The organism is Bacteroides fragilis, from assembly GCF_019583405.1.
Classification (GTDB): domain Bacteria; phylum Bacteroidota; class Bacteroidia; order Bacteroidales; family Bacteroidaceae; genus Bacteroides; species Bacteroides fragilis_B.
This window is the reverse complement of the sequence record NZ_SZUU01000014.1, coordinates 23,893-36,555: the sequence shown is the minus strand read 5'-3', so window position 1 is coordinate 36,555 and position 12,663 is coordinate 23,893. Positions and strand designations below refer to the sequence as shown.

Here is a 12,663-nt window from a genome sequence, read left to right as displayed (position 1 = left end):
AAAGAATTTGATAAATAGAAAATAAGGTATGATATGGAAACAATACAAGGAATTATAGATACAATAAAACAATGGCCATCCACAATATGGTGGAGTATGGGAGTTATTTTTATTATCTCTTGGTTTTGGGATACTCCACTGAGAAAAAATAAAGATAAAATGACAGATGATAAGAATAACAAATCAGAAGGGAACTAAAGAATGAGACTAATTACAAAACAGGCTGCCAAGCTGGAAGAACTTGAAGCCAAGCGGGAAAGGCTCGTTAATCGTATTGTTAAACTCGATCTAAAAATCGAAGAGCAAAAAGAGAAAAGATGCAGAATATTACAGGAAACAAGGTATTAACGTATAACTATAAAAAGAATGAACCAACAAGATTTTGACAAAAAAAAGAGCATACCTCAAGGAAAGGAAAACAGCCTCTTTTATAAAATAATCAATAGGATGATTATGAGCCGTAAAGCATTGGGAATAACTCATTTGGTATATGGAGCGATAGTCCTTTGTGTCTTTGCCGAAAGAGCAGAGATCCTGTCCTCCCCCCCTTCCGTGGGGAGCCGGATATTCCTTTTACTGAGTATATGTTTTCCTTTCGTTTATGGTACATACCTGCTTTGTACCAGAGATAGAAACTGAATAGAATATGACTAAAAAGCAAACAGCTCAGGCAGACATAATGTTTCCAGATATGTCTCATACCTTTGCGGATTTTTTCTGTGGCTGTGGTGGTTTATCGTTGGGGTTCATTCAAGCCGGACTTAAATGTATCTCTGCTATGGACATTTCCCATGAAGCTATATCCACATATTGGTATAATCTCTGCTATAAAGGTTGGAGCCATTTATATGTTCCAGAAACATCTACTCCAAAGCAAATGAAAAAGTTCACGAAATATATGGGAAATGGTACTACCGGGAATTGGCTTTTCAAAAATGGAGTTCCGGATAATTGGTTGTCCGTATCTGAACCAATGCCATGCTTGAATCTCTTCTTATGGAGTATCTTGGATTTAGAACCTGAAGAATGGATGGATATAATTGGTATTCGTCCTGGAGACATCCGGATATTTGCTGGCGGTCCACCATGTCAAGGCTTTAGTACTGCTAACACTTCCAGAAGCGAATATGACAAAAGAAACCAATTACCCTTGCGTTATATTCACTATGCCAAGGTGTGTAAGCCGGAAGTCGTTTTTATGGAGAATGTGCCGGGTTTGTTATCACTTGGAAAGAAAAAAGGAGAGCAAGAGGGCCCTTTCGTACGTTGGATTCGCGAGGCTTTTGATGAAGCAGGTTATGAGATGAATTATCAAGTACATGATGCTGCTGATTATGGAGTTCCGCAAAGGCGTAAAAGGGTAATATTTCTGGCCCATAGAAAAGAAATGAAGCATTGGCAAAACTTCAGTATTGATAAAGAATATGGGAAAGACGGTTTGCCTTGGATTCAAACGATAGAAGCTATAGGAGAATTGCCGCCAATACAAGCCGGAGAGCAATGGGGAATAAAAGGGAAAAACGCTGTCATACATCCATACGGATATAATAGAAAAGATGGTTATGTTATTTGCCCCTCATGTCTGAAATACAACTTGCAAGAACGGAAAACTTGTCACCACTGTAATTACAGTCTAACTAATCCTATAAGAGGAGGAATAGTTCATCTGCCAGGATTAGGTACTCTTATTGATACACAAGTAGATGTTGATAATGCTATGTTGAGAAATTTATTTTTAGGAAAATGATCCAAAACTGATAAGAAATGAAGCAATTCGATAAAGGATGGTGGAACTGCTTTTTATCCTATACGGATGAATTAGCGCAAATACAACGTGACTTTGACGTGACAGCAAATGCGCAACTCAAAGCTGCTGGCGTTGAAAAGAAAGAGATTGAGGGTATTCTTAAAACAGAAATAATGTCTGATAAAACGAGAGAATTACTCACAGAGTACAAGGATAATTTAAAGTAAATAGTACAGTAATGAGGTAAACCGCCTTGAATTATTGGATTTACTGTTTAAATGTTAAATCTTTCATTTTCTTGAAAAATAATTGTGGTTTTATTTGTTTTTATAGTCATATATGACTATATTTGTGATACTGAAATAAGAATAATAACAATTTAGAATACAAGATTATGAGACTATTAGGATTTACAGAAGAGATAACCCAATGCGGATGTTGTGGAAAATCAGAACTTAAAGGAACTTATGCATTTGAAACATCATCGGGCATACAATATTATGGAAGTACTTGCGCTAAAAAACATGGGTATTACGGAAGTTCTATTGTTGCAGATGCAACAAAGGCAAAGAGAGAAAGATACTTTCAGATTCAGGCAGAGTATAATGAAGCCGTTAAGGAGTTACAAGAGGAATATTATAATATAGATATATTCACTCAAAGAGCAGAAGAAATACGAACAGAAATGAGGCGCATAAAGTCAGAAATTGAAAACAAGTATAAAATAGCTTCTTGATGATTCGGGAAGCTATTATTAATCAACTAAAAGAGCGTAAAATTTCTCAGAGAAAGTGCTCTCTTGACAATGAGGTTGACTATATAAACTTTAATAAGTTCTTAAAAGGACAAAGATCTTTCCCACTACCAGACATAGAAAGGGTTCTTAAATACCTAAATTTAGAGATAACAGTTAAGCGGTGAATTCAAGTTCATCTTTAGTAATTAACGTAAAACAGTACAGAAATGAATAAATACACTATAAGATATTATTACGGTTCATACTCCGGAATACGGGAAGTATATGCCGATGATGAGGAAACCGCTATTACCTATATGTGGCGGATGTTACGGAAAGATATGACATTGCCAGTGGCTTATCAGTCCGAAGAAATAATTGATGTAGAATATGATGCAGATTGATTAATAACAATTAAGATATGAATATAAATACAAAGTTTAATGTAGGTGATAAAGTAAAGTTCTTCAAAGAGGATGTAGGCTATTATCATGGAAGTATTAAGAGTTTTCAAATTTGGGGCAATAATAATGAAACTGTTATTACGTATATTATTGAAACGGGTGATAAATCTATAAGGGCGTACGAGGATTGTATAAGAAACGACAATGAATAAAAGGAAAGAACTACTAATAGAAGCTTTGGATAAGGACAAAAAATCTTATCTATCAGGAGAACTTCGTCCTATACTTAGATATAGAAGAAGCAATTATGATAGCGTAAAGGGGTATTCATGGATTGATTTTTATTTGAATGATTCCCCGGTTCCACTGTTTTGTACTAAAACTTATAAAGAAGATTGGCACGCATTTTCAGAAGGGATACTTGATGAAATGCAGAAAGTGGCAATGAAATGGAAAACAATGAATAGCTAATAACAAGTACAGAAAGGAACAATATTATGGCATTAGACAAAGACTCTGTAAAGTTAGGTATTAGCATTCTTAAAAAGATAAATAAGGGTGCAAATGTAGTGAAGTATGAGAATTATGACCGTAAAACCTCATACGTAGATACAGATAAAATATTTTGTGTCGATGAAAAGTATGACAACGGGTATGAGAACGTCATCACTAACATTGAGAACATGACCGATGAACAAATGGAGTTATGGGAGGAATTGAAAGGCAAAGTTCCCAATAGCTCATTCATGGATAAACTGGAGGAAAAACATTATCCTTCTTATAAGCAGTGGATGAATGAGAAGGATAGAAATATCACTCGTATCGGGTGGTTTTGATTCTATTCAAATATGAGTGAAAATTCTATTGTTATACTTCGGAAGTTAGTTCGCTCAGGTAAGAAGAGAGCATATCCATCAAGTATTGATTTATCTATTTTAGATTATGTATAAATATAAGTTTGAAGATTATAAGAACCACATAAGTATTATTGATGTGGCTACAGATATAGGCTATACAATAGAGGCTAGATGTGGGCTTCGGACTCCACAATATCGTTTATATCGTGGAGAGCAAAAAATAGATGAAATTATCATACGTAATCCCAAGTATTCCGCTATCCAAACTTATATTTCAAGAAGGGGAGATGGTGGCGGGCTAATCCAGTTTGTTTTGAACCGGCTTGATATGTTTACTTACCCTTCTCATTTAAGAGACTATGCGGCTGTAAACGAAATCCTTTCTCGTTATATGAGTGGTACCCCTGTTGTTGGTAATAGAAACTCAATGGATAATCAAGTTGTTTTTAAAGATTACGTTCCTTTTAATTTGAGCGATTATGAATTAATTCCAGGATCTATAGAAAATCTTTCTTTTCTAACTAAGAAAAGAAAGATTAGTAGTGAAACTTTGAGTCTATTTCTCCCATTCATCTATCTTGCTAAATATAAAAATCATAGTTATTATAATGTGGCATTTCCTTTTGTAATTCCCGGTCAGAGTGAATTTGTAAACCTAGAATTGCGTAATTATAATTACAAGGGATTTCCAGCGGGAGGTAATAAAAGAGAAGCAGTTTTTATCGCATGTTGGCAAGAAGATCCTGCAAAGGTTACTAAAGTTTTCTTTTTTGAAAGTTCTATTGACTTAATGAGTTTTATTCAGCTATTTCAAAAAAAATTAGATCTGTCCACATCTGCCTTTGTTGCTTGTGGGGGATATGTGTCACAAATGCAGATTGTGGGATCTATGAATTTATATTCAAATGGAGTACCCTATTTTTGCTTCGATAATGATGATCCCGGTAATGTATATGATGTTATAGCAGCTGCTTCGCTTTTAAAACAAGATTGGAAAGCATATCATTTGAAGCCTAATGTAACGATTGAAATTAATAAAGTTAAGACTGTGTATGCTCAGGGTGAATTTTCTTCCAAATCTTTTTTTAAAGAACATAAGGTTCCTTATTATATCGTAAAACCGCAACTACCCTACAAAGATTGGAACGACGTTTTGTGTAACTAAGTGAAATACCCACGCCTAAAGGAAAGAGCATCGGATGAAATCATCCTCTTTTTCTGATTCACGGAAAAACTGTTTCTTAGGGTGCAAGCACCGTTCGTCCACAGTTGGTTTCTCCATATGCCTAACTTTTCCTCACTCCAGGGATAGGGCTTGTTTCAAGCCAAATTCCTTTATAGGGAATCACATTTGGAAACCCCTAAATCTTCAGTTTAGCGGTAGTTCACCGGTCAGGCTATTTAGCTTTGTAGTTGGCCATTCCGTTTCCCACCCATTTATCGGTAGGCTATTTTGAGATTCATATTATCCTGTGGCTAAAACGAATCTCAAAAGGAGTGTAAGAATAGAAAACCCGTTAGGAGGTTACCGATGCTTTTCATCGGCAATCTCCTAACGGATTACTACCATTCTTTTATACACTCCTATAGCCCATTTCTCACCCGCCCTGTTTTGAAGATCTTTGAGCGGGACTTTACCCACCACCCTTTCATCGGTCGTCCTTTCTCCCCTTTTGTTTGATTGTCTTATGGTTTAGAAAGGACACATTTCTTACCCTTCTGACCCTTCCTCTTCGTTCCAGGAGAGCGGACTTTGTGCTATTCGTATTTTTATCTCTGTTCCTGATGTCGGACTCCTCAAAGCGGTACTTATACCCTTATTGAATCGGCCTGGATCTTGTCAGCAAAGGAATTTCCGGAGATGTACGCATCTGCAAGGCCGAGCCCAAGGGTGAAGAGAAAAATCTCCAGCCCTGCGGGTAGTATTTTTCACTTCAGTCTTGCAGATCCTATCTCCTACTTGATATGGCTGAAAAGATCAGGTCGATAAACTCAATAAGGGCATAAGTGGATTTTAAAAAAAAAGTCGTCCGACGAACAGAGACAAAAATACGATCTAAAAAAGATTGGTCTCAAAATCTAAACGAGCATTAAGTTTAAAAAGAGTATGAATGGTAATAAAAAAAAGAGCATTATGAAAGATTATGAACAAAGAGTGTATGAATTGCGTAGGGAGATTGTGAATGGTATTATTAATCTTTTAAAAGAACATGATTTGAAAGAACTGGAGCTGTTGAATGCTCCGGAAGATTTGTGCTATGTTATCTGGTTTGACAACGCAGGTAATATATATGATTCTCCCGTTAAGAAGGTTTCTTTTGATGAGAATGGCGTCTGTTTGTATGTGGAGGATGAAGAAACAGGCTTCACGGCCGTCTTGTATGGTTATGATTTCGCTTGCCAGAATCTTGATTGGTTGTCTATAGTATATGAGAATATGCTTGATACGCTTAAATTGTCAACATTCTAATAACATCAATAGAAAGGGATTAATTATGAAAACGGTAAATAGCCTGTCTGGAGGGAAAACATCTTCATATATTGCTGTTCATTATCCGGCTGATATTGAGGTTTTTGCTCTTTGTTGTATAGACTGCCATAATGCAGGGAGAGATATTGATAGAAAGTTAATGCAAATGGCAAATGATCGATTGCAAAAATATTGTAGCCATATGCCTGAGTTTGTGGCTACCTCTGAAGATCCTAAAATATTGAAGGTGATGTTTGATCTTGAACAAATTATCGGTAGGGAAATTATTTGGTTGAGGGGAATGGGTTGGGAGGAAATGATAAGTGGATACCATTGTATTCCCAACAGAACCAAGCGTATCTGTACGACAGTCCTTAAGATGCAACCGATATTTGAGTTCCTTTTCAAGTATCATGATCTTCCTGTCAGTATGAGAATTGGATATCGATATGATGAATTAGAAAGAGCGAAACGATTAAATAATCTTTTTAAGTTTGCGTACAAATGCGAATGGCGGGATAAATCGTTACGGTGGGTGCAACGGTGGAAAGAGATTGAGTGGAGAGTTGGTGAATTTCCCTTAATTGAGGATAGGATAACTCACTTTCACATTAAGAAATATTGGGAAGGTAGGAATCTTGATTTCCCTGAAGATTCGAACTGTTTGAACTGCTTTTGGAAACCGGAAGCCCAGTTGCGAAAAAACTTTGAAACTTCAAAGCCGATAATGTGGTGGGCAACAATTATGGAAGATATGATGGGTAACACTTTTAAGGATAGATATTCTTTGAGAGAAATAGAACGGTTACCTATTCAAACCGATTTCTTTTTTGGAACAGGTTCGGGATGTCAAGCTGGATTCTGTACAGATTAAGTTAGATTTTAAATTACTCCATGGAAAGATGGAAGGAGGTAGATATGAGATTACTTATTTTTATGTTACAGGTATTGTTCTGTATTATTAAGGGATTATTTCGGATCGTATGTTTTCTTGTGAGGGTTCTGGTTACAGTATTGATTGCTGTGACATTAGGAGTCCTTTTTTCTAAGAATTTTTAGTAGGAATCTCTTGGGTAGTTTCCGTCTTGTTACTATGTTCAGGTATGTGCTTGGTATTGTCTCAAGTATTTATCCTGTACTTTGTGGACCATTTATTGCCAGAACCATGATTCAGGAGACACACTGGTTAACTCTCTTTTTCATACTCAGGTGAGTTATAGGTAACTTTCCTTCCTTTTATCGGTAGGCTATTTTGAGATTCATATTATCCTATGGCTAAAACGAACCTCAAAAGGAGTGTAAGAATAGAAAACCGTTAAGAGGTTACCGATGCTTTTCATCGGCAATCTCTTAGCGGATTATCACCATTCTTTTATACACTCCTCTAACCCATTTCTCACCTGCATTGTTTTGAAGATCTTTGAACGGGACTTTACCCACCACCCTTTCATCGGTTGTCCTTTCTCCCCTTTTGTTTGATTGTCTTATGGTTTAGAAAGGACACATTTCTCACCCTTTTTGACCCTTCCTCTTCGTTCCAGGAGAGCGGAGTTTGTGCTATTCGTATTTTTATCTCTGTTCCTGATGTCGGACTCCTCAAAGCGGTACTTATACCCTTATTGAATCGGCCTGGATCTTGTCAGCAAAGGTATTTCCGGAGATGTACGATGCAGATCTCAACTTTATATTGTTCATGTATTTGCTATTAATTCTTGTACTACTTTACGTACCCCATCTCTCAAAGAATGGACTTGTAGTTCACTTGGGTATAAGGCATCTATTTTTTACGTTTCTTCTTTTTCTTTGCTATGTTACTTTGGGCAGGTCGTTTTTCTATACTTTGTGTTTTTTCCATATCATTATTAGAATCAATAGTGGATTTTTTTGTGCAAAGCACTTGCAAAACCAGGAATATTACCGGTATGGCAGAAGTCATAACTTTGAAAACAGCTTCTCCACAATAATAGAAATAAATAAACCCTATGATAATTATCATACTACATAACTCCAAGGTTGCTATAAATAAAATATTATTTTTCATATATTTAGCTCTTAAAATCACAACTGTAAGCGGGTAACGACGAAAGAAACTTTCGTTGTTACATATATTTTTTAGATAATGGCACAAATCGTTTCGACATCGTTGTTTATAAATAGCATTTAAAATCCGATACTATTTAGAACTTTAATTATAAATAAACCGTAAGGTAAAACTATTAAGAAAAACCATAGGGGAAATAGAACTTTTTATTTTCGATTTATTATCTTTGCAGGAAAATAATAATATCGTAATTATGGAGGAACAAGGAGAGATAATATTATATCAGCCGGATGAACTTGTAAAGTTGGAAGTACGGTTAGAAGATGAGACGGTATGGCTGTCACAAGGACAGATGGCAGAGCTCTTTGATGTAAAAGAGAATACTATAACATACCATATAAAAGAGATATATAATATAGGAGAATTGGAAGTAAATTCAACTACTCGAAAAATTCGAGTAGTTCGAAAAGAAGGAAATAGAAATGTTAATAGAAATATTGATTTCTATAATTTGGATATGATTATATCTGTTGGATATAGAGTGTCAAGTAAACGAGGCGTTAGGTTTCGTCAATGGGCTACTGGTATCTTGAAAGATTATATGCTTAAAGGCTATTCCATAAGTCAACGTATAGAGCACCTGGAAAACAAAATGGATTCTAAGTTTATCGCCCATGACCGGGAACTGAAAGAGTTGGCAAGCAAGGTTGACTTTTTCGTCCGAACTTCATTGCCTCCGGTGGAAGGTGTCTTTTTTAATGGGCAGATCTTTGATGCTTATGTATTTGCGAACAATCTGATTCGTTCCGCTAATAAATCTCTTCTGCTGATAGATAATTATATTGATGAAAGTGTATTGCTGATGTTGGCCAAGAGAAATTCCAGTGCTTCAGCTACCATTTTCACAGGGAGAATTACCTCACAATTACAACTTGATCTGGATAAATATAATGATCAATATCCTCCTATTAACATCAGGACTTATGCTAATGCACATGACCGTTTCATTATTATAGACGAAACCGAAGTGTATCATATCGGAGCCTCTTTGAAGGATCTGGGGAAAAAGCTTTTTGCTTTCACCAAGATGAATATGCCTGCCAGCGTTATCATAAACTCACTAGAAATTTGATCTATGGGAACTATACATATACAGAAAATAAATCAACCGGTGGAAGAGCTACGGGAGAGAATATGTATTGGCATGGAAGAGTGGTGCTGTATAAGCAAATATGAGAGCAATACTGTAAGAGTTGATAAAGAACCAACTTTTGAAGTGGGAGCTATTATCGAAATTGCCGGTGGAAAGCAAGGGGAACTTGCATCTGTGCTCAGGATAGTGAAGGATATCGAGAAAAAGGATAACCGAACATGGATAATTACTTTAAGTGATAAAGGTGAACTTAGCAAAAAAGTTTCGGTAATTACCTTACGACTTAATGCGGAAGAGTCGCAAGCTCTAAATCGTTTAAAAAAAAGTATTGGTAAGAAAACAGCCAGTGAAACATTAAAATATTTAATTAGAGAGTTTCCCCGGTGGAATCAAATCACCAAGGAAATTATTGAATCGGCTAAGACCAAGGAAGCCAAATATGAACATTTGAAGAAGCTGAATAGAGAATTTATGTTAGCTTTTCAAGATATTGTCCAGGCTGTTAATGAAGATGATTGATAGCATCTATATAGGTAAATTCTGTAAAATGCCTCTTTAGTGCTATCAAATTTGAGAAATTTTAGTTGATTTATAACATTGACTCATAGCAATTATGAAGATAGGATATGCTCGTGTTTCCACACGAGAACAGAATTTGGATTTACAAATCCAAGCTTTGGAACAAAGTGGGTGTGAATTGATCTTTAAAGAAAAGATTTCCGGTGTGGCAGATAAACGTCCGGAACTGGAGAAGTGTTTGGATCACCTTCGCAAAGGTGATGTCTTTGTCGTATATAAATTGGATCGACTCGGCCGATCATTACGGAGTATACTATGGACTATTGATCGTTTAAAGAAAAACGATATTGCTTTTGTTTCATTGAAAGACAATATCAGCACTGTGGGTCCGGCCGGTGAGTTGATGGCTAATATAATCGGAGCATGTGCCCAATTTGAAAGGGATATCATCGTTGAGCGTTGTAAGGATGGCCGACGGATAGCAAAGGAGAAAGGAATAAAATTTGGTCGTCCTCCTAAGAAGGTTAATAATAAAAATACCGAGAAAGTGGATAGCTGCGCTAAATTGTATTTAGCCGGCAGTTCTGTTAGCTCCATTAAGAAAGCATTAGGAATTGGCAGTTATGAAACTATCTATCGTTTCTTAGCTCTAAAAGGGATATCACCTTCTCGATCAAAATCAAAAAGGAAGTGAACTTTGAGTGAGGAGTCTATTGTGAGAATATCCAGATCACAATGTACCTTCCCTTTTTGTTCTGTTATGTATTTTAACTGTTAAAAATCAGGAGATCTTTTTCAAACTTGGGTATCTACTAATCTTAATTGTAACGTATCTGCATTCCAAAAGGAGTTCAATATTTTAAATGTGTATTTTTTATATTAAACAGGGATTCCTTCTTTTTCTATTATTTTGAGTAGTGAACTACGTAAGCCTTGTCTTAATCGAACCAAATCGACTTTACAGCCAAATAAAGATTGTAGTGCTTCACGAATATCAAACATGACAAAAGGATCTGCCTCTTCCAAATCAACAAATACATCCACATCACTATCCTGTCGATTCTCTCCACGAGCTACCGAACCAAAAATTCCGATAGAACGGATGCCGTATCTGGAAGCATGCTCCTCTTTGAACTTCTTAAGCATAACAATATATTCTTCTTTTGTTTTCATCTCTTTTTAGCTTAAACGTTAGATACACATCTAATGTATGTTTATTACTTTGCTCTTTCGCCTAAAACTATCTTAAAGGATTTGGGAGGAAATGAATCTCATTTCTTCTATGTTGTATTCCTAATAATTGAATACTTTTTATTTGTTATTAACTCTATAAATCAATGATTTATCTATCTTCTTCTGTTTTTAAAGAAACAATATCCCTCTATCCGAAGCGTTTAGCTCGGTTATCAATGGCATAAAGCGACATTTTCCCTTGTGCATTTATCCCTTGCTAATAAAAGGCCTTTATAGACAAACTTCTATGAGTTGACTTGAACTTAAGTCAAGCAACAATTTACTTCTTCAGACTAAAAGGTTAGACGCAACAAACTATTCTAAGATGCAGCCCTAAAGCTCATCAGAAATGAAAAAGGAGTCGTCTAATTGAAATTTGTCCATAAGGCTTTTAAATGTCACGCTAACAGCATTTATCATATTGGTATTCTTTACCTGATTTTAGAACGCTCAAGACCCTGTTTGATAATCTACGTGCGACACGTATAATAGCTTCCTGTGGTTTCATCCGTTTACAATACTCCCCATAGGCAGCGGACATTACACGGTCATATCGTATAATTACCCAAGCGCTTTCTACCAACATGGGACCGATTTTTTTATTTCCCCTAAATGTTTTCTCCCCATTGCAGGATTTCTCCCCACTGCTATGACTCGTTGGAATAAGCCCCAGGTAAGAGGCAAATTCCCGTTGGTTATTGAAACGGGAGATATCATCTATTTCCGTGAGCAGGCACATCGCCGTATTCACACCTATACCGGGAATAGATATAAGAAGGGAATAACGTTCTGCATAAATAGGATCCTTTGCTAATTGACGAAGCAGGCGATTGGCTTTAAGAAGGCTCTTCCGGAAGAGCTCAACCTGATCCAATAGCAGATCAAGACCTAACCGACCGGAAGATAGTAAAACCACATCTTCACGAAGCCAGGACATAAAACGTTTAGACCAATGGGTATTAGAACTATCAAAACACGCCGGAAGCTGAACGCCATGGTTATAAAGCAAATGCTTCACCCGGGATTTGTATCCTGCAAGTTGCTGTTTTAGGGTTTTGCGTATGCGTACAACACTGCGATTGTCCAAGTTCTCCTTTTGGCGAACGTAAATTCCTGTAAGCGTACCGGCTTTCAATGCCTTGGCAAGTTTCTCAGAATCCACAGGATCGGATTTCATCACATTCTCGTACTGGGTGGTAGGAACGTCAGCCGCATGAATAACCATACACTCAATCCCATAATCCTCTAATGCGTAATAAGTGGAAAAACCGCTGAATCCCGATTCATAGACCGCTTGGTAAATGCCGTTAGGATAATGTTTCTTCAAATGTTCAAAGAGCTCTTTGGCGGAAGACTTTTGGGAATGTTTCTTTTTATAACCCGATTGGGTGATAATCGTCACGTTCCAAGTCTTCAGATGCACGTCAATTCCGATATAGATGTTTTGTCCATCGAAATTTATTCCTTTACTTTGTACCATAGGTGTAATAGGTTTGATTACGA

General features: G+C 36.5%; 17 protein-coding genes. 14 read left to right on the top strand and 3 right to left on the bottom strand.

Annotated elements, in window-relative coordinates:
- The first annotated feature begins 33 nt into the window (after window positions 1-33).
- The 11 genes from FDF36_RS20245 to FDF36_RS20195 all read left to right on the top strand — a co-directional run bounded on the left by FDF36_RS20245 (window position 34) and on the right by FDF36_RS20195 (window position 7,088).
- Window positions 34-198, top strand: a complete 165-nt coding sequence (locus FDF36_RS20245; RefSeq protein ID WP_220392594.1) for a hypothetical protein — start codon at window positions 34-36, stop codon at window positions 196-198.
- A 3-nt stretch (window positions 199-201) separates the two neighbouring features.
- Entirely contained in the window at window positions 202-348 is a 147-nt protein-coding gene (locus tag FDF36_RS20240; RefSeq protein WP_220392593.1) for a hypothetical protein, read from the top strand.
- Window positions 349-646: 298 nt separating this feature from the next.
- Window positions 647-1,747 carry a DNA cytosine methyltransferase gene (locus FDF36_RS20235; RefSeq protein ID WP_220392574.1) on the top strand — a complete coding sequence of 367 codons (1,101 nt, stop codon included), beginning with the start codon at window positions 647-649 and terminating at the stop codon, window positions 1,745-1,747.
- A 17-nt stretch (window positions 1,748-1,764) separates the two neighbouring features.
- Window positions 1,765-1,974, top strand: coding sequence for a hypothetical protein (locus tag FDF36_RS20230; protein WP_005812713.1), 210 nt, complete (start codon window positions 1,765-1,767; stop codon window positions 1,972-1,974).
- 167 nt (window positions 1,975-2,141) lie between these two features.
- Window positions 2,142-2,483 (top strand): hypothetical protein, encoded by a 342-nt coding sequence (locus FDF36_RS20225; protein WP_195335333.1) that lies wholly within the window; start codon window positions 2,142-2,144, stop codon window positions 2,481-2,483.
- A 227-nt stretch (window positions 2,484-2,710) separates the two neighbouring features.
- Entirely contained in the window at window positions 2,711-2,887 is a 177-nt protein-coding gene (locus FDF36_RS20220; RefSeq protein WP_005811065.1) for a hypothetical protein, read from the top strand.
- Between the two features lie 204 nt (window positions 2,888-3,091).
- Window positions 3,092-3,358 carry a hypothetical protein gene (locus FDF36_RS20215; protein WP_220390748.1) on the top strand — a complete coding sequence of 89 codons (267 nt, stop codon included), beginning with the start codon at window positions 3,092-3,094 and terminating at the stop codon, window positions 3,356-3,358.
- A 26-nt stretch (window positions 3,359-3,384) separates the two neighbouring features.
- Complete coding sequence (locus FDF36_RS20210; protein ID WP_005812717.1) at window positions 3,385-3,723, top strand: hypothetical protein; 339 nt, start codon at window positions 3,385-3,387, stop codon at window positions 3,721-3,723.
- 106 nt (window positions 3,724-3,829) lie between these two features.
- Window positions 3,830-4,909, top strand: coding sequence for a toprim domain-containing protein (locus FDF36_RS20205; RefSeq protein WP_220392573.1), 1,080 nt, complete (start codon window positions 3,830-3,832; stop codon window positions 4,907-4,909).
- 969 nt (window positions 4,910-5,878) lie between these two features.
- Window positions 5,879-6,214, top strand: coding sequence for a hypothetical protein (locus tag FDF36_RS20200; RefSeq protein ID WP_220392572.1), 336 nt, complete (start codon window positions 5,879-5,881; stop codon window positions 6,212-6,214).
- A 25-nt stretch (window positions 6,215-6,239) separates the two neighbouring features.
- A complete protein-coding gene (locus FDF36_RS20195) occupies window positions 6,240-7,088 on the top strand; it encodes a hypothetical protein (RefSeq protein WP_220392571.1) in 849 nt (282 codons plus the stop codon).
- A gap of 903 nt (window positions 7,089-7,991) precedes the next feature.
- On the opposite strand, the gene FDF36_RS20190 is transcribed toward FDF36_RS20195, so the two are convergent.
- Window positions 7,992-8,255: a hypothetical protein gene (locus FDF36_RS20190; RefSeq protein ID WP_220392570.1), complete on the bottom strand. Its 264-nt coding sequence runs from the start codon at window positions 8,253-8,255 to the stop codon at window positions 7,992-7,994.
- Between the two features lie 253 nt (window positions 8,256-8,508).
- Here FDF36_RS20190 and FDF36_RS20185 point away from each other — a divergent pair, with 253 nt between their 5' ends.
- The 3 genes from FDF36_RS20185 (at window position 8,509) to FDF36_RS20175 (ending at window position 10,621) form a co-directional block, all read left to right on the top strand.
- The gene (locus FDF36_RS20185; RefSeq protein ID WP_220392569.1) at window positions 8,509-9,387 is read left to right on the top strand and encodes a virulence RhuM family protein; all 879 of its coding nucleotides are present in this window, start codon (window positions 8,509-8,511) and stop codon (window positions 9,385-9,387) included.
- A gap of 3 nt (window positions 9,388-9,390) precedes the next feature.
- The gene (locus FDF36_RS20180) at window positions 9,391-9,927 is read left to right on the top strand and encodes a hypothetical protein (RefSeq protein ID WP_220392568.1); all 537 of its coding nucleotides are present in this window, start codon (window positions 9,391-9,393) and stop codon (window positions 9,925-9,927) included.
- 94 nt (window positions 9,928-10,021) lie between these two features.
- Window positions 10,022-10,621, top strand: coding sequence for a recombinase family protein (locus tag FDF36_RS20175; RefSeq protein ID WP_220392567.1), 600 nt, complete (start codon window positions 10,022-10,024; stop codon window positions 10,619-10,621).
- 185 nt (window positions 10,622-10,806) lie between these two features.
- Here the strand turns inward: FDF36_RS20175 and FDF36_RS20170 are convergent, their stop codons facing one another.
- A complete protein-coding gene (locus FDF36_RS20170) occupies window positions 10,807-11,100 on the bottom strand; it encodes a nucleotidyltransferase family protein (RefSeq protein ID WP_220392566.1) in 294 nt (97 codons plus the stop codon).
- Between the two features lie 463 nt (window positions 11,101-11,563).
- Window positions 11,564-12,640, bottom strand: coding sequence for an IS110 family RNA-guided transposase (locus FDF36_RS20165; protein WP_220392565.1), 1,077 nt, complete (start codon window positions 12,638-12,640; stop codon window positions 11,564-11,566).
- Window positions 12,641-12,663 lie beyond the last annotated feature (23 nt).

Coding starts and splice junctions, on each gene's coding strand:
- FDF36_RS20245 (WP_220392594.1), top strand. CDS start 34: ATGGAAACAATACAAGGAATTATAGATACAATAAAACAATGGCCATCC.
- FDF36_RS20240 (WP_220392593.1), top strand. CDS start 202: ATGAGACTAATTACAAAACAGGCTGCCAAGCTGGAAGAACTTGAAGCC.
- FDF36_RS20235 (WP_220392574.1), top strand. CDS start 647: ATGACTAAAAAGCAAACAGCTCAGGCAGACATAATGTTTCCAGATATG.
- FDF36_RS20230 (WP_005812713.1), top strand. CDS start 1,765: ATGAAGCAATTCGATAAAGGATGGTGGAACTGCTTTTTATCCTATACG.
- FDF36_RS20225 (WP_195335333.1), top strand. CDS start 2,142: ATGAGACTATTAGGATTTACAGAAGAGATAACCCAATGCGGATGTTGT.
- FDF36_RS20220 (WP_005811065.1), top strand. CDS start 2,711: ATGAATAAATACACTATAAGATATTATTACGGTTCATACTCCGGAATA.
- FDF36_RS20215 (WP_220390748.1), top strand. CDS start 3,092: ATGAATAAAAGGAAAGAACTACTAATAGAAGCTTTGGATAAGGACAAA.
- FDF36_RS20210 (WP_005812717.1), top strand. CDS start 3,385: ATGGCATTAGACAAAGACTCTGTAAAGTTAGGTATTAGCATTCTTAAA.
- FDF36_RS20205 (WP_220392573.1), top strand. CDS start 3,830: ATGTATAAATATAAGTTTGAAGATTATAAGAACCACATAAGTATTATT.
- FDF36_RS20200 (WP_220392572.1), top strand. CDS start 5,879: ATGAAAGATTATGAACAAAGAGTGTATGAATTGCGTAGGGAGATTGTG.
- FDF36_RS20195 (WP_220392571.1), top strand. CDS start 6,240: ATGAAAACGGTAAATAGCCTGTCTGGAGGGAAAACATCTTCATATATT.
- FDF36_RS20190 (WP_220392570.1), bottom strand. CDS start 8,255: ATGAAAAATAATATTTTATTTATAGCAACCTTGGAGTTATGTAGTATG.
- FDF36_RS20185 (WP_220392569.1), top strand. CDS start 8,509: ATGGAGGAACAAGGAGAGATAATATTATATCAGCCGGATGAACTTGTA.
- FDF36_RS20180 (WP_220392568.1), top strand. CDS start 9,391: ATGGGAACTATACATATACAGAAAATAAATCAACCGGTGGAAGAGCTA.
- FDF36_RS20175 (WP_220392567.1), top strand. CDS start 10,022: ATGAAGATAGGATATGCTCGTGTTTCCACACGAGAACAGAATTTGGAT.
- FDF36_RS20170 (WP_220392566.1), bottom strand. CDS start 11,100: ATGAAAACAAAAGAAGAATATATTGTTATGCTTAAGAAGTTCAAAGAG.
- FDF36_RS20165 (WP_220392565.1), bottom strand. CDS start 12,640: ATGGTACAAAGTAAAGGAATAAATTTCGATGGACAAAACATCTATATC.